This is a genomic window from Bradyrhizobium sp. 21 (genome assembly GCF_023073335.1).
GTDB lineage: Bacteria > Pseudomonadota > Alphaproteobacteria > Rhizobiales > Xanthobacteraceae > Bradyrhizobium.
In genome coordinates, this window is sequence record NZ_JADPJG010000015.1 from 98,629 (window position 1) to 117,646 (window position 19,018).

Sequence of the window (19,018 nt, forward strand, 5' to 3'; positions counted from 1 at the left end):
CATGCCTCATACAGGCCAATAAGTGCGGCCCGCTCCACGCGGAGGTGGCACGATGCGCAACGAGACGATCGCTATTCACGCCGGCTACGAGCCCGAAGCCACCACGCATGCGGTTGCCGTGCCGATCTACCAGACCGCTGCCTACGCCTTCGACAGCGCCGATCACGGCGCGGCGCTCTTCAATCTCGAGACCGAGGGTTACCGCTACAGCCGCATTGCCAACCCCACCAGCGCGGTGCTGGAGAAGCGTATCGCCGAGCTCGAGGGCGGCGTCGGCGCGCTTGCGGTTGCGACCGGGCAGGCGGCGCTGCATTTCGCCTTCGTCAACGTCGCCGATCACGGCGGCAACATCGTTTCGGTGCCGCAGCTCTACGGCACCACGCACACGCTGCTTTCGCACATCCTGCCGCGGCAGGGCATCATTGGCCGCTTTGCCGAGAGCGACAAGCCCGTGGCGATCGAGAAGCTGATCGACGAGAACACCCGCGCCGTGTTCGCCGAAACCATCGGCAATCCCGCCGGCAATGTCTGCGACATCGAGGCGCTGGCCAAAATCGCACATGCGCATGGCGTGCCGCTGATCGTCGACAATACCGTTGCAACGCCCATCCTGCTCAAGCCGTTCGACTATGGCGCCGACATCGCCGTGCACTCGCTGACCAAATTTCTGGGCGGTCACGGCACCACGCTCGGCGGCGCCATCGTCGATTCCGGCAACTTTCCCTGGGCGAAATACGCCGATCGCTTCCCTGGCTACAACAAGCCGGACGCCTCCTATCACGGGCTCGTCTATGCCGAACGTTTCGGCAGGACCGCCTATATCGAGCGCGCACGCAGCATCTATCAGCGCACCATGGGCTCGGTGCTGTCGCCGTTCAACGCCTTCCTGCTGCTTCAGGGCATCGAGACCGTGGCGCTACGCATGGAGCGTCACTGCGAGAACGCCCGCAAGGTCGCCGAATTCCTGCGCAAGGATCCGCGCGTCGCCTGGGTCAACTACACCGGCTTCCCGGATAGTCCCTATCATCCGCTGGTCGAGAAATATCTGGACGGCAACGCGTCCTCGCTGTTCACCTTCGGTATCAAGGGCGGCATGGAAGCGGGCAAGACCTTCTACGACGCGCTGAAGCTGATCACGCGCCTCGTCAATATCGGCGACGCCAAGTCGCTGGCCTGCCATCCGGCTTCGACCACGCACCGGCAGATGTCGGTGGAGCAGCAGCGCCTCGCCGGCGTGCTGCCGGAAACGATTCGCCTCTCGATCGGTATCGAACATTCCGCCGATATCATCGAGGACATCGACCAGGCGCTGGAAAAGGCCTGCCCGTCCGCGCGCCTCCAGGCCGCGGAGTAGGCGGCGGCGCCGATGACGATCTTGATCGACAGGGATCAAGGCATATCGAGCCCGGCGCTGGTGCCGGGCGAGGGCGATCTAGCGCGCGAGCGACGCGGCGCCGAACTCACCATCGGCCTGATCAACAACATGCCGGATTCGGCACTGAAGGCGACCGAGCGGCAGTTCATGAAGCTGCTCCAGGCCGCCGCGGGCCCGCGCCGCATTCGCTTCCACTGCTTCTCGCTGCCCTCGGTGAAGCGCTCGCCGGAAGCGCAGTGGCACGTCGAGAGCGAATATTCGGAACTCACCGAGCTCGGGCGGCACAAGTTCGACGGGTTGATCGTGACAGGCGCCGAGCCGGTCGCGCCTGAGCTGGACCAGGAGCCGTACTGGCGCGATCTCACCGATCTGATCGACTGGGCCAAGGTCAATACGCGCTCGACGATCTGGTCGTGCCTGGCTGCGCATGCCGCGGTGCTGCATCTCGATCGAATCGAGCGGCGGCGGCTGCCGGCCAAATGTCACGGCATTTTCGACTGCGAAGCCGTGACCAGCGATTCGCTGACGCGCGCCGCTCCCGCGCCGCTCAAGGTCTCGCATTCGCGTCTCAACGAGATCGCCGAGAGCGACCTCGCGCAGGCCGGCTATCAGGTGCTGACGCGCTCGGCAAAGGCCGGCGTCGATATCTTCGTCCGGCAATATGCCAGCCGCTTCGTGTTCTTCCAGGGCCATCCGGAATATGACGCGCTGTCGCTTCAGCGCGAATATCTGCGCGACATCGGCCGTTATCTCGCCCGCGAGCGCGACAATTATCCGCATTTGCCCGTGAGCTATTTTGACGCAGCGACGGAGGAGAAGCTTGCCCGCTTCGAGAAGCAGGCGAGGCACCAGCGTCACCCCGCGCTCAGCAACGAATTGCCTGCGCTGAATTTTCGCCACGATATCGCCGCCGGCAGCGCGGCGGCGGCACTGTTCAATAACTGGCTGCAATATCTCGGCGCGGAAGCCGACGCGTCGATGCTTGCGCGCTAGGTCGGGCGACGGGTCGATATTAGGACTAATGAAGTGTGAAGCTTGCCTCAAGCAGCGCACGAATGCTTCAGTGAGGGCGGCGGGACAAACAGGGCATGCGATTCGTGTGGTCGGCACTCCAGGGACGCGTGAGCAATCGGCTGGCCCGGCACTTTCGTGCCGCGCCGCACCGGCTGCCCGCGCATGCGCCCATGGTGAGCTTCACCTTCGATGATGCCCCCGATAGCGCCGCAGGCGAGGGCGCGGAGTTGCTGGAGCAGCATGGCGGCCGCGGCACGTTCTATCTCGCCGGCAGCCTGATCGGTCGTCCCTCGGACCACTGGCACGGCCTGTCGAACGACGCCATCGTGCGGCTTCACCGGGCCGGGCACGAGATTGCCTGCCATACCTTCTCGCACCAGAGCTCGGCCAATCTCGATGAGGCCGCCATGGCCCGCGAGATCGAGCGCAACCGCAGCCATTTTCGCGGCATCGATTCCTCGATCGCGCTGGAAAATTTCGCCTATCCCTATGGTATTGCCTCGGTCTGGCGCAAGCCGCAGCTTGCCAGGGCCTTCCGCTCGGCGCGCGGCATCCTGCCCGGCGTCAATCGCGACGTCATCGATCTCCAGTTCCTGCGCGCCTCACCTTTGGTCAATTTCGAGATCGATACGGCGGGTGTCGATCGCTATTTCGACGAGGCGGTCGCAAGCGGTGGCTGGCTGATCTTCTACAGCCATGACGTCGTCGATGCGCCAAGCCCCTACGGTTGCACGCCACACCTGATGCGCCACGCGTTGCAGGCAGCCGGAAAGCGCGACATGCCAATCGTGACGGTCGCGGAAGCGCTGCGACGGATCGGGGCGTAGTCTCTTCTTCCCTTCTCGCCTTATTGTGGGAGAGGGAAAGAGGCCGCCGTGCCGCGCAAACGGCCTTGCCACGCCCGCGCGGTCATGCGACTGGCCTTGTGACGAATCTCACGGCCGTGGTTCCTGCTCACTCATGTCCGCTCCCTCCACCGCCCCGCTGCCTGCGCCGGCCACCGGCCGCGATGCGCTGTCGGTGCTGCATTCGGTGTTCGGCCTGCCGGGTTTCCGCGGCGCGCAGGGCGAGATCATCCGGCACGTCACTGACGGCGGCAATTGCCTGGTGCTGATGCCGACCGGCGGCGGCAAGTCGCTCTGCTATCAATTGCCGGCGCTGCTGCGTGAAGGCTGCGGTATCGTTGTCTCCCCCTTGATTGCACTGATGCGCGACCAGGTCGCAGGCCTGCTCGAAGCCGGCGTCAACGCCGCCGCGCTGAACTCGTCGCTGACCCCGCAGGAAGCCTCCGACATCGAGCGACGCCTGATCGGGGGCGATCTCGATGTGCTCTACGTCGCGCCGGAACGCCTGGTCACGCCGCGCTGCCTGTCGATGCTGGCGCAGGCCAAGGTGGCGCTGTTCGCGATCGACGAAGCCCATTGCGTCTCGCAATGGGGCCACGACTTCCGCCCCGAATATGTCGGCCTCTCCATCATCGCCGAGCGCTTTCCCGACGTGCCGCGTATTGCGTTGACCGCGACCGCTGACGATTTGACACGAAACGAGATCGTCGAGCGGCTTCAACTTGGCGGTTCTCCGCAATTCGTCTCCAGCTTCGACCGGCCCAACATCCGTTACGAGATCGTCGACAAGCGGAACGCGGTGACGCAGCTCAAGGAATTCATCAGGGAGCGTCACGCGGGAGACGCGGGCGTCGTCTATTGCTTGTCTCGCAAACGGGTCGAGGAGGTCGCTGCCGCACTCGCCGACGCCGGCATTGCGGCGCTGCCCTATCATGCCGGGCTTGACGGCAGCGTGCGTTCGCGCAACCAGGACCGCTTCCTCAATGAGGACGGCATCGTCATCGTCGCGACCGTCGCCTTCGGCATGGGCATCGACAAGCCCGACGTGCGCTTCGTCGCCCATCTCGATCTGCCCAAGAGCATCGAGTCCTACTACCAGGAGACAGGCCGCGCCGGCCGCGATGGCAAGCCGTCGGCGGCCTGGATGGCCTATGGGCTCTCGGACATCGTGCAGCAGCGCCGCATGATCGACGAGTCCACCGGCTCCGAGGATTTCAAGCGGGTCTCGATCGGCAAGCTCGATGCGCTGGTCGGGCTCGCCGAGACCGCGCAGTGCCGGCGCAAGCGGCTGCTCGGCTATTTCGGCGAGACGCTGCATGGGGTGAATTGCGGCAATTGCGACAACTGCCTGACGCCACCGCAGATGCGCGACGGCAAGGTGCTGGCGCAGAAGCTGCTCTCCTGCGCCTATCGCACCGGGCAGCGTTTCGGTGCGATGCATCTGATCGACGTGCTGATCGGGCGGCTGACCGAGAAGGTGAGCCAGTTCGGCCACGACAAGCTGTCGGTATTCGGCATCGGGCGCGAACTCAACGAGAAGCAATGGCGCACCGTGTTGCGGCAGCTGGTGGCGATGGGGCATTTGCAGAGCGACAGCGAGTCCTTTGGCGCGCTGAAGCTGACGGAGACCGCGCGCGGCGTGTTGCGCGGTGAGACCGAGGTGTGGCTGCGAGAGGAGGCGCCAGGCACGCGTGTTCGCAGCAGCCGAGCAAAATCCCGCCGCGGGGATATCGCGCCGGCGGCCAATGCGCCGCAGGGCGATGTCGATCCGGAATTGCGCGCGCGGCTGCGCTCCTGGCGCTCAGACGTCGCGCGCGAACGCGGCGTACCGGCCTACGTGGTACTGCATGATGCAACGATCGACGGCATCGTCCGCGCCTGGCCGACGACGCTGGACGAGCTGCGCAACGTGCCGGGCATCGGCGACAAGAAGCTGGAGCATTACGGCGACGAGCTGCTCCTGATCATCAAGACGCGGTAGCGCGTCTCGCTCACCCATTCCGGAACGCATACCCGTAGCCGTTGAGCGCCGGCGCGCCGCCGAGATGGGCGTAAAGGATCTTTGCGCCCTTCTCGAAATAGCCCTTCTGCGTCAGGTCGATCAGGCCCTGCATCGACTTGCCTTCATAGACGGGGTCAGTGATCATGGCTTCGAGCCGCGCGGCGAGGCGGATCGCCTCCTTGGTCTCTTCCGACGGCACGCCATAGGCGGGATAGGCGTAGTCCTCGATCAGCACGACGTCGTCCGCGACGAGATCCTTGCCGAGCTCGACGAGCTTGGCCGTGTTCTGCGCGATCGAGAGCACCTGCGCCTTGGTCTGCGCCGGGGTGAAGGAGGCGTCGATGCCGATCACTTTTCGCGCGCGCCCGTCGGCGGCGAAGCCGACCAGCATGCCGGCGTGGGTAGAGCCGGTGACGGTGCAGACCACGATGTAGTCGAACTTGAAGCCGAGCTCGGCTTCCTGCTGGCGCACTTCTTCGGCGAAGCCGACATAGCCGAGGCCGCCGAATTTGTGCACGGAAGCGCCGGCCGGAATCGCGTAGGGCTTGCCGCCCGCCGCCTTGACCTCGTCGATCGCCTCTTCCCAGCTCTTGCGGATGCCGATGTCGAAGCCGTCGTCGACCAGGCGCACGTCGGCGCCCATGATGCGCGACAGCATGATGTTGCCGACGCGGTCATAGACGGCGTCCTCGTGCGGCACCCAAGCTTCCTGCACCAGGCGGCACTTCATGCCGATCTTGGCAGCGACCGCCGCGATCATGCGGGTGTGGTTGGACTGCACGCCGCCGATCGACACCAGCGTGTCGGCGTTGGAGGCGATCGCGTCGGGGATGATGTATTCGAGCTTGCGCAGCTTGTTGCCGCCATAGGCGAGACCGGAATTGCAGTCCTCGCGCTTGGCATAGACCTCGACATTGCCGCCGAGATGCTTGGAGAGCCGCTCCAGCTTCTCGATGGGCGTCGGACCGAAGGTTAGCGGATAGCGCGCGAATTTTTCGAGCATCGTGAGGTCATCCCGATTGGCGTTGGTGTCTGGAGAAAGGCTAGCATCGCGCTGCAAAAAGGTGCTTTCGAATATTGCGCTCATATTGCGCATAGTCTTGCGTAAATTTCGCAGTTCGCTAAGATTTCTCTCGATACAAAGCCCGATAACGGAAGCTTCTTCCATGCCTGCTCGTCTCGACCGCATCGACCTTAAGATGTTGAGACTGCTGCAAAATAACGGCCGGCTGAGCAACGCCGAGCTGGCGGAAACCGTCGCGATCAGCCCCGCCACCTGCCATCGCCGCACCCAGCGCCTGTTCGAGCACGGTTTCATCGCCGCGGTCCGCGCCATGGTCGCCCCGAAGAAGGTGGCCAAGGGCACGCTGGTCATGGTCGGCGTCGTGCTCGACCGTTCGACGCCGGAGAGCTTTGCGATCTTCGAGCAGGCGATCACCAGGCTGAAATTCGTGCTCGACTGCCACCTCGTCGCCGGCGACTTCGACTATTTCCTCAAGATCCGCGTCGGCGACATGGAGGATTTCAACCGCATCCACGGCGAGCAACTCATCGCGCTGCCGGGCGTGCGCCAGACCCGCACCTTCTTCGTGATGAAGGAAGTCGTCGACAACGCGCCGCTGGAGTTTTGAGCGGGAGCTATTGATGCATGATCAACATCATGAGAGATTCAGCTGATGCCGATGCAGCCACTTCCCTTCCGTCAGCAAGAGCCGGGCGCGCCTGCCTATCGGCGCGGCTGGGTCGACGAGGCCGTGGCCGCGATCGAGGCCGATCAGTGCCGCACGGCCGACACGCATCTGATCCGGCTGATCGTGCCGGCGCTATCAGGCATCGACATCTATCTCAAGGATGAGTCCACGCATCCGACTGGCAGCCTGAAGCATCGCCTGGCGCGCTCGCTGTTCCTCTACGCGCTCTGCAACGGCCACATCCGCGAAGGCACGCCCGTCGTCGAGGCCTCTTCGGGATCGACCGCGGTGTCGGAGGCCTATTTCGCGCAGATGATCGGCGTGCCCTTCTACGCCGTGATGCCGCGCACGACCTCGGCGGAGAAGGTCGCCGCGATCGCGCATTATGGCGGCAACTGCCATCTGATCGACGACGGTCGCGCGCTGTATGCGGAAGCCGCCGCGCTCGCTGCCCGGCTGAACGGCCATTACATGGACCAGTTCACCTTTGCCGAGCGCGCAACGGACTGGCGCGGCAACAACAACATCGCCGAGTCGATCTTCACCCAATTGCAGGGCGAACCGCGTCCGCTGCCGGACTGGATCGTGATGGGTGCAGGCACCGGCGGCACGTCGGCCACCATCGGACGGTACTTGCGCTATCGCCAGTATCCGACGCGGCTGTGCGTTGCGGATGTCGAGCATTCCGCCTTCTTCGACTGTTTCCGCACGCAGGACCGCTCCCATGTCTGCGATCGGCCGTCGCTGATCGAGGGCGTCGGCCGGCCGCGCTGCGAGCCGTCCTTCGTGCCTGGTGTGGTCGACCGCATGATGAAGATCCCGGACGCGGCAACGATTGCGGCAATGAACGTGCTGTCGCGCCGGCTGCGCCGCGCGGTCGGCGGCTCCACCGGCACCAACTTCCTGGCGCTGTGCCGCCTCGCCTCGGAGATGCGCAAGGCGAACGTGATGGGTTCGCTGGTGACGCTGATCTGCGATTCCGGCGAGCGTTACCGGCAGACCTATTATGAGCCCGAATGGCTGAAGGCGCGCGGCCTCGATCCGGCGCCCTTCGAGGCCGCGTTGTCGTCGTTCCTCGATACCGGGCAGCCATTGGTGTTAGCGGTCGACGACGTCGTCAATCCGGAGAACTTAGAGGGCATTCGGGCTTCATAGCCGACTCTCCGCGCGATTTGCAAAATTGAACGGTCGTCACGGCAACTTCACTTGCCTTGCATCGTCACGCGGGCGAGCCTCGGCGCTCAACGAGGAGATCCCACCGTGCGCCTTCCCATTCTCGACCCGAAAGACCTGAGTGCCGAGCAGAAGCCGCTCTATGACGACATGCGAGCCGGCATCACGGACCATTTCAAGGGCTTCATAAACATGCGCGACGACGGCGCGCTGCTTGGGCCCTGGAATCCCTGGATCCGCGAGCCGCGCTTCGGCAAGCCGGTGTGGGAGCTGGTCAAGGCGATCGCCTCGAACCCGCTGCTGCCCGCGCCCGTGCGCGAGGTCGCGATCCTCGTCACCGGCTCGCATTTCCGCTCCGGCTACGAGCTCTATGCGCATGTGCTGGTCGCCGAGCAGCGCGGCCTCTCCGACGAGAAGCTCGCCACCATCGTCGCCGGGCAGCGGCCGGTGGATCTCACCAAGCAGGAAGCGATCGCCTACGACGTGGCGTCCGCACTGGTCAGCGGCGGCGTATTGCCGGAATTGACCTGGCGCGCGGCGGTGAAGGAGTTCGGTGAGCACGGCGCGGCCGAGCTGTCCTATCTCGTCGGCGTCTATTGCATGGTCTCGGTCACGCTGAACACGTTCGACGTGCCGGTGCCGGAGTAAAAGCTGCTCCGACGGTCACTCCGCGGCCTTGCTTGCAGGCGGCGGAGGTGCCCAGGCGATGCAGCGATTGCGGCCTTCGGCCTTGGCCTGGTAGAGCGCATGGTCGGCTGCGCTCATCAGCGCGTCGATACCTGACATGCTGACGGTGGCCTCCGCGATGCCGATGCTCACGGTGACGCCGAACTGGATCTCGTCGGCGACAATCTGGGCGCCCATCACGCATTTGCGGATGCGGTCGGCGACGATTCTGGCGCGGGACAGGCTGGTCTCGGGCAGGAGAACGGCGAACTCCTCACCGCCAAGGCGGCCGACGATGTCCGACTTGCGCTTGCCGTCGAGGCAGGCAGCCGCCACCGCCTTGATCGCGGCGTCGCCCACCGCATGCCCGTAGCGATCGTTGACCGACTTGAAGTGGTCGATGTCCAGCATCAGCACCGAGACCGAGCGATAGTAGCGCTGGAAGCGGCTCCACTCCGCATCGAGGCCGTCGAGGAAGTGGCGGCGGTTGTAGAGACCGGTCAACGGATCGGTGGTGGCGAGCGTCTCCAGCATCGCGGCCTTTTGCGTCAGATCGGTGATGTCGACATAGGTCAGCATGCGGCCGCCACTCGACATCGTGGTGCAATGCGCCCTGATGCGCCGGCCGTCCGGCGTCTGCAGGTCGCGCACATGATCGCCGGCCTTGACCTCGGCGACCCGCTTGGTGGGAAATTTGGTCAATTCGGTTGGCGGGAGATTCGGCGCGCTCGCGCGATGGGCCCGGCTCACCAGGGATGCATAGCTCGGATGGCCGGCCGCTTCCTGATCGCTCACGTCCCAGAACCGCCGCATCCGCCGGTTCATGAAGTTGGCGTTGAGATAGCGGTCGAGCAGCAGGACGCCATCCTCGACGGACTCGAGTGCGTCGCGCAGCAATTTCAGCTCGTCGGAGTAGCGCACGATGTCGGTGACGGGCGTATAGGTCAGCATTCGTCCGCCGTCGGGCAGCGGTGTACATTGCATGCGAACGACGTCGCCGCTGGTGCGGCGCAGATCGAGAGGCGATGCATCGCCCGCCTTGACCTGCCGGACACGCTCGGCGACATAGGCTTCGAGTTCCGCCGGCGGAATCTCGTAGGCGAGCGTATCGCGGCCATGGTGCATCAGGGTCACGAATGACGGGTTGCTGTTGGCGACTTCATCCGGCAACAGCCACATCTGCCGGAACGCCCGATTGATCAACTGCGCGCGGAGATTGGCATCCAGCAGCACGATGCCAAGCGGGACAAAATCAAGCGCGGCCCGAAGCGCGAGCATCTGCCCACGCACCAGCGAGTCGGTGCTTCGCCCCTGCTCGTTCTCGGTTCGGGATTCGACATGATCATCCGCTTCGAGCGCAACCCCGACCTGACGGTCCGATCGCCAGATCACGCGGCAGGTCAGGATCTCGCGCCCTGCGAGCCTGAGCTGGAATCGCTCCGGCACGCCGAGGCCGCTCTCCATCTCGAGCGTCGCAGCCTCCTCGGACAGCCGACGCACGACGCAATCGATCGACGACTGGCCGAAATTGAAGAAGATCTTTCCAGCAAGGAACGTCCGTTCCGGGACCAAGCGGGACATTCGCAGCCTCCAACTCGAAAACACGGCCCAGTTTCGCGCAAGGTCCCTTGCAGCGATGTAACGCAATCGGCGTTTTCGGATGAGGATTAACGATCGGTTGACGCGATGCGCAGCGGTTCATGCGAAAAGCTGCTCGTCATCAGGGGAAGGCGCCCGTTCCGACCCCCCCCAATCCGGTCAATTGCGTCCGCAGCGCTTTACCGAAAATCTACCACGACCCCAGTCAGTTACGCACCGCATAGAGGGGCGTCCGCAGAGTCACCTGATAGGACGGCTTCGGCATCCACGCGATCTGGGCAGTGATGCCGAACAGGCGGTTGTCGTTGTCGTCCATGCGGTCGAGGTCGAGCCGCAGGATCGGCTGGGTGAAGGACTCCGCCAGCGTCCGGCCTGCGATCTGCGCGCCACCGAACGACTGGACGCCGAGGCGTCCGGTGAATTTCCAATTGCTCGGCCATTGGTAATAACCGCCGGCATAGAGGATCGTGTTCGGCTTGATCCGGGCGAGCTGGCTGGCGACGTCGGTGTGGGTGTATTGCACGCCGGCAAGCCAGCCCCGCGTCTCGTCCTCGTCCAGCGCGTAGTCGAATTCCAGGATATTGTTGAAAGAAGTCGTCATGCCCTGCTCGTTCGGCACCGATTGCGTCAGGGTCGATTGCAGTGTGATTGTCGGGATTTTTCCGCCGTTCTGCTGATAGAGGTCGGCCTGCGCGCCGATGTTCCAACTGGTGATGTCGAACGCCGACCAGCCGCCACCGATATCGGTCGTCGAGCCGGACACGCCGCCATAGAGCGAGACGCGATCGCTGACGTCCACCGTCAGCGGCAGATCGACAGCGATCGATTTTGCGGCGGGCAGGCCGCCCGGCAGCGTTGCGCCTCGTCGCGCCGCCAGCGCTTCGAACGCGGCCGACAATGATGTATTGCCGAAGCCGAGCCCGAGCGTGCCCGCGGGAATCGTCGCATAGATCGTGCGCAGATCGAGATAGATGTTCGGCACGGCCGGTCTTGTGTGCTCGTCCTCCCCGGCCTCCGTGGCGAAGGCGGCGCTTGCTGAAATCGTCAGGCAAAGCAGCCCCATCGCGACGGCGCGCAAAGCCTGATGATGCGATGGGCTGCGATGGGACATTTGACAATCCGACGCGTGGCAATTTGATGACGGAGCCGTCGTTAGATGGAACGTGATCGCTCATGTGGTCAAGCGCTATCCGCAAGCGATGGACTGCACGGATGTGCGCGGCTACCCTGCCGTGATCGCACTGACACTCTCGCTGGCCAGAGTGCGGGCCGGACAATGGAAGGACGACAGCCATGAACACGTCACGCCGCATCCTGCTCGCTGGTCTGGCGGGGCTCGCTGTTGCTCCGACGGCTGTGGCCGCCGCCGTATCGTCGCCCGAGCCCGGCGACGTGACGGTCGCCGAGGAGCGCTTCGCGCGCACGATCGCCGCCGCGCACGCGCCAGACGTCACCTGCGCACGGCAGGCCGAGCGATATGCGGACGCGCATTGGCCGGAGTATGTTGTTGCAGCTCGGGCCGTGCTCGACGCGCGCGTGTGATTCGCGCTTTTACTTTTCCACCGCGCGCCGCACCTGCTCGCCAATCTGCGACAGCACGAGCTGCGCCTGCGGCAGGATCGCGCCCAAGGCGTGGAAATTGTGAACCATGCCGTCATGGCAGACGTGCTCGACGGCGACGCCCGCGGCGAGCAGCTTGCGCGCATAGGCATTGCCCTCGTCGCGCATCGGGTCGAATTCGGCGGTGTGGATGATCGCCGTCGGCAGGCCGGCGAGCCGCGTCGCGCGCAAGGGCGAGATGCGGGGATCGGCGGCATCCAGGCCTTCCGGCAGATAGTCGGCGAGATCCGCTTCGATCGTGATGCGATCGATCAAATGGCCCTCGGCGAAGGCCTCGCGCGAAGGGGAGGCTTCCTCGAAATCCAGCACCGGGCAGATCAGGCATTGCGCGACGATCGAGAGGCCGGCGCTCTGCGTGGCTTCCTGGCATACGATCGCGGCGAGCGTGGCACCGGCGGAATCGCCGCCGACCACGAGGCGTTCGGCATCGATGCCGAGCGATGACGCCTCGCGCGCCACCCATTCGGTGGCGGCGATCGCGTCATCGAGGGCGGCGGGATATTTGTGCTCGGGCGCCAGCCGGTAGTCGACCGAGACGAGACGGCAGCCGGTCGCGTGCGCCAGCGCCGCCGCTATTCGGTCATGCGTGGCAATGCTGCCGGCAACGAGCCCGCCGCCATGAAAGAACACGAAGCCCGGCGCGCCCTGGCCGGCAGAAGCGGGTGAATAGAGGCGATAGGGCAGCGCGCCGCCGGGACCGGGCAGCGTGCCGTCGGACGTCGTCACGTCAGGCGCATCGGTGCGCGCAAACTGCATCAGCTTTGCCAATGACTGGCGCCGTGCCTCCACGCTCGGCCGGCTCCGCGCTTGCGGTGCGGCCGCAGCCATCATGGTCAACAGACGCTTTGCGAGCGGATCGAGCGGCATGCTGCTTCCTTTTCCCCCGGTGGGAGAGGGTAACTCACGATTTTCCCGCAGGGAATCATTTAGAAATTGCGATCAATAGTGGCGCTATATTGCGGCGTCACGCCAAGGGAGGCCGGTCATGGCCGAGATCAAAAAGTCCATCGAATATTCGCCGAGTTGGACCTTCTTCGAGGGCAAGTGGCATGACGGCAATGTGCCGATCATGGGCCCGCGGACGCACGCGGCCTGGCTCGGCTCGGTCGTGTTCGACGGCGCGCGCGCGTTCGAAGGCGTCGCGCCCGATCTCGACCGTCACGTCGCCCGCGCCAATCAATCCGCGATCAATTTTGGCCTGAAGCCGGTGGTCGATACCGGCACGTGGCTGACACTCGCAAACGAAGGCATCGCGCGCTTCGCGGCGAATGCGGAGCTCTATGTCCGTCCGATGTACTGGGCGCAGAACGGCGCGGGCGGCGGCGTGCTGTTCGACCCCGAGACCACCGATTGGTGCCTCTGCATCTACGAGGCGCCGATGCCAAAGCCGGTCGGGAACGCCATCACGCTGTCGCCGTTCCGCAGGCCCACCGCCGAATGCGCCCCGGTCGAGGCCAAGGCGGCCTGTCTCTACCCGAACAATTCACGCGCGCTTGCAGAAGCAGCTTCCCGCGGTTTCCAGAACGCGCTGATGCTCGACATGCTCGGCAACGTCGCGGAGTTCGGCAATTCCAACGTGTTCATGGCCAAGGATGGCGTGGTCTATACGCCGGTGCCGAACGGCACCTTCCTCAACGGCATCACGCGCCAGCGCGTCATCAGCCTGCTGCGCGGCGACGGCGTCACCGTGGTCGAGAAGACGCTGCGCTATGCCGATTTCCTCACGGCCGACGAGATATTCTCCACCGGCAATTTCGCAAAAGTCGCGCCTGTGATCCGCATCGACGATCGCGAGCTGAAGCCGGGCCCGCTCTACACCAGAGCGCGCAAGCTTTATTGGGACTTTGCCCATGTGGTAAGGCTGGCGGCCTGAACGCCCTGTTTCCGCGAACTCCGTCATTGCTTCGCTTCGCTGCGCTCGCAATGACGAGTTCGTGGCGGTAGCCGGTCAACGCGGGTAAACGGCGCCCGCGGCAGGCGGGCGCCGTCGCGTACGAAAGGACTTACTCGTCCTTCTTCGACATCCGCTCGAGGCGTTCCTGCATGTCCTTCATCTGCTGGCGCAGATCGTCGATGTTGCTGTCCTTCGGCGCTTCAGCGGTCGCATCGGGCCCCGGCTCCGCAGAGGCCACTGGGCGGGCCGCATTGGGGGCGAATGGCTTGAACATCGAGAAGGTCTGCTGGAACAGCTCCATGTTGCGGCGGACCTGTTCCTCCAGCGGCGCAAACGGGGTTCCGGACAGCGAGTTGGCGACCTGCTTGCGGAACTTCTCCTGCTCCTGGGTCAGCGATGCGATCGCCTGCTCCAGATATTTCGGCACCACCATCTGCATGCTGTCGCCGTAGAAGCGGATCAGCTGGCGGAGGAAGGTCGTGGGCAGCAGGTTCTGGCCGGCCTTGTTCTCCTGCTCGAAGATGATCTGGGCCAGGACGGAGCGGGTGATGTCGTCGCCGGTCTTGGCGTCGTAGACCAGGAAATCTTCGCCGTCCTTGACCATGGAGGCGAGGTCTTCCAGCGTCACGTAAGTGCTCGTTCCGGTGTTATAGAGCCGGCGGTTCGCGTATTTCTTGATGGTGGTGGGCTGGTCTGATTTCGCCATGGGCTCTCACATGATAGACGCTGAGAACGGGAACCCTGCGGCAGTGCCGCAAGGCGGGACGAGTACGCAACGCAACAAAATAAGCATTTTCAAAGGGGTCACGCTACCGTTTTGTGCGCCACGGTTAATCGCGCAGCAAAAACTTGCTTGCGAAAGCGCCAGGAACGCTATTTTGAATGCGTTGCGGCATGAATTCGGCCACCAATCGATTGACATGCCTCCACGACGTTAACAGGATGCCGTCCGAGACTGGCGAGCCGTTTCCCAGCCCCGTCTGCCCCCTTTCAAACCCAGGAGATGCCCATGTCAGACGATGTCGTCATCGTCAGCGCCGCCCGCACACCGGTCGGAAGCTTCAACGGAGCGTTTGCGACCCTTCCCGCCCACGATCTCGGCGCCATCGCCATCAAGGCCGCGCTGGAACGAGGGGGCATTGAGCCCGGCCGGGTCTCCGAAGTCATCATGGGCCAGATCCTGACCGCCGCCCAAGGCCAGAACCCGGCCCGCCAGGCCTCGATCGCCGCCGGCATCCCGGTGGAAAGCCCGGCCTGGGGCGTGAACCAGCTTTGCGGCTCGGGCCTGCGCACCGTCGCGCTCGGCTACCAGGCGCTGCTCAATGGCGATTCAGAAATCGTGGTCGCCGGCGGCCAGGAATCCATGAGCATGGCTCCGCATGCGCAGTATCTGCGTGGCGGCGTCAAGATGGGCGCGGTCGAGTTCATCGACACCATGATCAAGGACGGCCTGTGGGATGCCTTCAACGGCTACCACATGGGCAACACGGCCGAGAACGTCGCGCGGCAGTGGCAGATCACCCGCGCCCAGCAGGACGAATTCGCGGTCGCCTCGCAGCAGAAGGCCGAGGCCGCGCAGAAGGCCGGCAAGTTCAGCGACGAGATCGTCCCCGTCACCATCAAGGGCCGCAAGGGTGATGTGGTCGTCAGCGCCGACGAATATCCGCGCCATGGCGCAACGATCGACGCGATGGCGAAGCTTCGTCCCGCTTTCGAGAAGGACGGCACCGTCACCGCGGGTTCGGCCTCCGGCATCAATGACGGCGCTGCCGCCGTGGTGCTGATGACCGCCAAGCAGGCCGCCAAGGAAGGCAAGCAGCCGCTCGCGCGCATCGTGTCCTGGGCGCAGGCCGGCGTCGATCCGAAGATCATGGGCTCGGGCCCGATCCCTGCCTCGCGTGCCGCGCTGAAGAAGGCCGGCTGGAACGTCGGCGATCTCGACCTGATCGAGGCCAACGAAGCCTTCGCGGCGCAGGCCTGTGCCGTCAACAAGGACCTCGGCTGGGACACCTCCAAGGTCAACGTCAATGGCGGCGCGATCGCGATCGGCCATCCGGTCGGCGCCTCCGGCGCGCGCGTGTTGGTGACCTTGCTGCACGAGATGCAGAAGCGCGATTCGAAGAAGGGTCTCGCCACGCTGTGCATCGGCGGCGGCATGGGTATCGCGATGTGTCTGGCGCGCGACTGAAGATCGCTGACGCGTAACTGACGCGTGCGCTGCACGCGTCAGTGCGTGCGTTGCACACGATTAAAAAGAGGGCGGTTGCAAATCAAATATTCTTCGCAACTGCGCAAGCCTCGACTAAATACAAACGCCCGGCTCAACGCCGGGCGTTTTGTTCTTGATGTCCGTCAAACCAACCGCATAATCCACCGTTAAAAACGATCACTCAGAAGCGTCCGAAGAGTCCAAGGGAAGGAATGAGATATGGCACGTGTTGCATTGGTGACGGGTGGTACACGGGGCATCGGAGCTGCGATCAGCAAGGCACTGAAGGCCGCCGGCTACAAGGTTGCGGCGAGCTATGCCGGCAATGACGCCGCGGCGGAAAAGTTCAAGGCCGAAACCGGCATCGCCGTCTACAAATGGGACGTCAGCAATTTCGACGCCTGCGCCGAAGGCGTGAAGAAGGTCGAAGCCGATATCGGTCCCGTCGACGTGCTCGTCAACAACGCCGGCATCACCCGTGACACCGCCTTCCACAAGATGACGCTCGACCAGTGGAACGCCGTGATCAACACCAATCTCGGCTCGCTGTTCAACATGACGCGCCAGGTGATCGAAGGCATGCGTGCCCGTAAGTTCGGCCGCGTCATCTCGATCTCGTCGATCAACGGCCAGAAGGGGCAGTTCGGCCAGGTCAACTATTCCGCCGCGAAGGCCGGCGACATCGGCTTCACCAAGGCGCTTGCGATCGAGAACGCGAAGGGCGGCATCACCGTCAACGCGATCGCACCAGGCTATATCAACACCGAAATGGTGCAGGCCGTGCCGAAGGACGTTCTGGAGAAGAACGTGATCCCCCAGATCCCGGTCAACCGGCTCGGCGAACCCGAGGAGATCGCGCGCGCCGTGGTGTTCCTCGCGGCCGACGAGGCCGGCTTCATCACCGGCTCGACCCTGACGATCAATGGCGGCCAATATCACGCCTGATATGGCGCCAGGCCATTAAGCCAAAAGCCTGTAGCCTCAGGCACCACAAGGCGATAGTGAAGACGAAAATGCCCGGCCTCGTGCCGGGCATAAGCGTCCTCAGAGCCTTGCATCGATGACCCCGCGCACAGCCACGCTGATCGGATTGACCGCGATCCTGATGTGGTCGCTGCTATCCGTGATGACGGTGGCGACCGGAAAGATCCCGGCGTTCCAACTGGCCGCGATGACCTTCGCGATCGGAGGTCTCGTTGGTCTGCTCACCTGGATCGGCCGCGGCGAGGCGGCAAAAAGCCTGCGTCAGCCGCTCGCCGTCTGGGCGGTTGGCGTCGGCGGACTGTTCGGCTATCACGCGCTGTATTTTCTCGCGCTACGCTTTGCGCCGCCGGCCGAAGCCGGCTTGCTCAACTATCTCTGGCCGCTGCTGATCGTGCTGTTCTCGTCGTTCCTGCCCGGCGAGCGGCTTGCCGTGCATCACATCGTCGGTGCCGTGCTCGGCCTCGTCGGCACCGTGCTGCTGTTGGCCGGCAACACCTCCGGCTTCACGCCCGGCCAGGTGCCGGGACTGGTCGCAGCCTTCATCGCTGCCTTCGTCTGGGCCGCCTATTCGGTGCTGTCGCGGCGGTTGAAGGCGGTGCCCACCGATGCGGTCGCGGGATTCTGCCTCGCGACCGCCCTGCTCGCCGCGCTGATGCATGGTCTGCTTGAAACCACGGTGTGGCCGGAGACGAGCTTGCAATGGCTCGCCGTGATCGCGCTCGGCATCGGCCCCGTCGGTGCGGCGTTCTATGCCTGGGACATCGGCATGAAGCGCGGCGACATCCGCGTGCTCGGCGCCGCCTCCTACGCGACGCCGCTGCTCTCGACCGGTTTCCTCATCGCCGCGGGGTTTGCAAAAGCCAGCGCCAACATCGCCATCGCCGCGATCCTGATCGCCGGCGGCGGCCTGATCGCGGCGAAGGACATGGTGCTGCGCAAGCGATGAGACGTTCGTTCGCCATACCGCTGATGCTGGTCTCGGTGCTCGCTGCTCCGGGCGCTATGGCGCAAGTCAGCGCGACTCCTGAAACGTTCACGGGCATTCATCGGAACGAGGGGCTGAACGGCCGACCTGAGACCGTTACGATAACTGATGGAAAATCCTACCTCCAACTGACAGAAGATGAATATCGAGCCGGTCGTTATCGGCCGGCCTACGAAAAGCTTCCGACGAGGATTGTTCGCCGAATACCCGTGCGGAAGCCTATTCCAGCCGACCAAGATTGATCCGCGGCTAAAGCGTCGGCTGCCAGCCCGGCGGCCGGTACATCGCTTCCGGAATCTGGCCAAGCTCGGAGCGCCGCAAGCGTTGCGGCGTCAGGCCATAGAATTCCTGGAAGCTCAGGATCAGCGGCCGCCATTTGTCGGGATCGATGCGGTTGGGTGCGCCGTCCATCATGATATCAGGGTGCGCATGAACGCGGGTGATGCGAACCTCGATGGCGGCAAGGTTGCCGCGCCAGACCGCATCGTCCTGTGCCATCTCGTGCACATGCGCGACCTTGGCTTCCATCTGCACCGGGCACTCGATCGCGCGCGGTGCGCCGACCGTTTCGCCCGGTTGCGCCGTCAATCCACAGAGGCCGAACTTGTTCCTCTCGTGCCGGTAGCCGCGATAGAGCTTGCCGGGCGGCACCGGATCCGAGCCCGTGGTGCGCGCGAGGCGGTCGACGGCGGCGACGAGGTCGGCCGACGGCAGATTGAGCACGCATTCGCCGGTGCGGATCATGTTCTCAGTGGTCCTGGAGTTGCGCGCGAGCCCGAGCATGCAGCGCCATCCCACCCACCATGCCGAAGACATCGGCGCGAGATTGCAAGAGCCGTCTTCGTTGGTCGACCCGATCAGGACGACAGGTGTTCCGAAATATAAGATGGCCGGGTCGATCTGGACGGCTGCGGATCCGAGTGGTCCGTGCATCGTGCGCTCCTGTTGATTGGAGGCGCAG

General features: G+C 64.3%; 18 protein-coding genes. 12 read left to right on the forward strand and 6 right to left on the reverse strand.

From position 1 onward, the window contains the following. The first annotated feature begins 52 nt into the window (after window positions 1-52). The 4 genes from IVB31_RS16570 (at window position 53) to recQ (ending at window position 5,215) form a co-directional block, all read left to right on the forward strand. Window positions 53-1,354: an O-acetylhomoserine aminocarboxypropyltransferase/cysteine synthase family protein gene (locus tag IVB31_RS16570; RefSeq protein ID WP_247324057.1), complete on the forward strand. Its 1,302-nt coding sequence runs from the start codon at window positions 53-55 to the stop codon at window positions 1,352-1,354. A gap of 12 nt (window positions 1,355-1,366) precedes the next feature. Continuing rightward, entirely contained in the window at window positions 1,367-2,368 is a 1,002-nt protein-coding gene (locus IVB31_RS16575; RefSeq protein ID WP_247324060.1) for a homoserine O-succinyltransferase, read from the forward strand. Between the two features lie 104 nt (window positions 2,369-2,472). Then, complete coding sequence (locus tag IVB31_RS16580) at window positions 2,473-3,216, forward strand: polysaccharide deacetylase family protein (protein ID WP_346730876.1); 744 nt, start codon at window positions 2,473-2,475, stop codon at window positions 3,214-3,216. A gap of 133 nt (window positions 3,217-3,349) precedes the next feature. Then, window positions 3,350-5,215 (forward strand): DNA helicase RecQ, encoded by a 1,866-nt coding sequence (gene recQ / locus IVB31_RS16585; protein WP_247324064.1) that lies wholly within the window; start codon window positions 3,350-3,352, stop codon window positions 5,213-5,215. A gap of 10 nt (window positions 5,216-5,225) precedes the next feature. Here the strand turns inward: recQ and IVB31_RS16590 are convergent, their stop codons facing one another. After that, window positions 5,226-6,239 (reverse strand): 1-aminocyclopropane-1-carboxylate deaminase, encoded by a 1,014-nt coding sequence (locus IVB31_RS16590; protein WP_247324066.1) that lies wholly within the window; start codon window positions 6,237-6,239, stop codon window positions 5,226-5,228. A gap of 163 nt (window positions 6,240-6,402) precedes the next feature. Between IVB31_RS16590 and IVB31_RS16595 the strand changes: the two genes are divergently transcribed. From IVB31_RS16595 to IVB31_RS16605, 3 genes are all read left to right on the forward strand, one after another. After that, window positions 6,403-6,867 carry an Lrp/AsnC ligand binding domain-containing protein gene (locus IVB31_RS16595; protein WP_247324068.1) on the forward strand — a complete coding sequence of 155 codons (465 nt, stop codon included), beginning with the start codon at window positions 6,403-6,405 and terminating at the stop codon, window positions 6,865-6,867. 51 nt (window positions 6,868-6,918) lie between these two features. After that, the gene (locus tag IVB31_RS16600) at window positions 6,919-8,082 is read left to right on the forward strand and encodes a PLP-dependent cysteine synthase family protein (RefSeq protein WP_247324782.1); all 1,164 of its coding nucleotides are present in this window, start codon (window positions 6,919-6,921) and stop codon (window positions 8,080-8,082) included. 105 nt (window positions 8,083-8,187) lie between these two features. Continuing rightward, window positions 8,188-8,748, forward strand: a complete 561-nt coding sequence (locus IVB31_RS16605; protein WP_247324070.1) for a carboxymuconolactone decarboxylase family protein — start codon at window positions 8,188-8,190, stop codon at window positions 8,746-8,748. Between the two features lie 15 nt (window positions 8,749-8,763). On the opposite strand, the gene IVB31_RS16610 is transcribed toward IVB31_RS16605, so the two are convergent. Both IVB31_RS16610 and IVB31_RS16615 read right to left on the reverse strand, forming a co-directional pair. Then, window positions 8,764-10,347, reverse strand: coding sequence for a sensor domain-containing diguanylate cyclase (locus tag IVB31_RS16610; protein WP_247324073.1), 1,584 nt, complete (start codon window positions 10,345-10,347; stop codon window positions 8,764-8,766). A 223-nt stretch (window positions 10,348-10,570) separates the two neighbouring features. Next, the gene (locus IVB31_RS16615) at window positions 10,571-11,476 is read right to left on the reverse strand and encodes a hypothetical protein (RefSeq protein WP_247324075.1); all 906 of its coding nucleotides are present in this window, start codon (window positions 11,474-11,476) and stop codon (window positions 10,571-10,573) included. Window positions 11,477-11,658: 182 nt separating this feature from the next. On the opposite strand from IVB31_RS16615, the gene IVB31_RS16620 reads away from it, so the two are divergent. Continuing rightward, the gene (locus IVB31_RS16620) at window positions 11,659-11,907 is read left to right on the forward strand and encodes a hypothetical protein (protein WP_247324077.1); all 249 of its coding nucleotides are present in this window, start codon (window positions 11,659-11,661) and stop codon (window positions 11,905-11,907) included. A gap of 9 nt (window positions 11,908-11,916) precedes the next feature. Here the strand turns inward: IVB31_RS16620 and IVB31_RS16625 are convergent, their stop codons facing one another. After that, entirely contained in the window at window positions 11,917-12,852 is a 936-nt protein-coding gene (locus IVB31_RS16625; protein WP_247324079.1) for an alpha/beta hydrolase, read from the reverse strand. Window positions 12,853-12,970: 118 nt separating this feature from the next. On the opposite strand from IVB31_RS16625, the gene IVB31_RS16630 reads away from it, so the two are divergent. Beyond that, window positions 12,971-13,858, forward strand: coding sequence for a branched-chain amino acid aminotransferase (locus IVB31_RS16630; RefSeq protein ID WP_247324080.1), 888 nt, complete (start codon window positions 12,971-12,973; stop codon window positions 13,856-13,858). Window positions 13,859-13,988: 130 nt separating this feature from the next. Here IVB31_RS16630 and phaR read toward each other — a convergent pair whose 3' ends face one another. Continuing rightward, window positions 13,989-14,585 (reverse strand): polyhydroxyalkanoate synthesis repressor PhaR, encoded by a 597-nt coding sequence (gene phaR / locus IVB31_RS16635; protein ID WP_247324082.1) that lies wholly within the window; start codon window positions 14,583-14,585, stop codon window positions 13,989-13,991. 303 nt (window positions 14,586-14,888) lie between these two features. Between phaR and IVB31_RS16640 the strand changes: the two genes are divergently transcribed. From IVB31_RS16640 to IVB31_RS16650, 3 genes are all read left to right on the forward strand, one after another. Next, entirely contained in the window at window positions 14,889-16,067 is a 1,179-nt protein-coding gene (locus IVB31_RS16640) for an acetyl-CoA C-acetyltransferase (protein WP_247324084.1), read from the forward strand. Between the two features lie 240 nt (window positions 16,068-16,307). Further along, a complete protein-coding gene (gene phbB / locus IVB31_RS16645) occupies window positions 16,308-17,033 on the forward strand; it encodes an acetoacetyl-CoA reductase (RefSeq protein ID WP_247324085.1) in 726 nt (241 codons plus the stop codon). Window positions 17,034-17,148: 115 nt separating this feature from the next. Further along, window positions 17,149-18,018, forward strand: a complete 870-nt coding sequence (locus IVB31_RS16650; protein ID WP_247324086.1) for an EamA family transporter — start codon at window positions 17,149-17,151, stop codon at window positions 18,016-18,018. 288 nt (window positions 18,019-18,306) lie between these two features. Here IVB31_RS16650 and IVB31_RS16655 read toward each other — a convergent pair whose 3' ends face one another. Next, the gene (locus IVB31_RS16655) at window positions 18,307-18,990 is read right to left on the reverse strand and encodes a flavin reductase family protein (protein WP_247324089.1); all 684 of its coding nucleotides are present in this window, start codon (window positions 18,988-18,990) and stop codon (window positions 18,307-18,309) included. Between the last annotated feature and the right edge of the window lie 28 nt (window positions 18,991-19,018).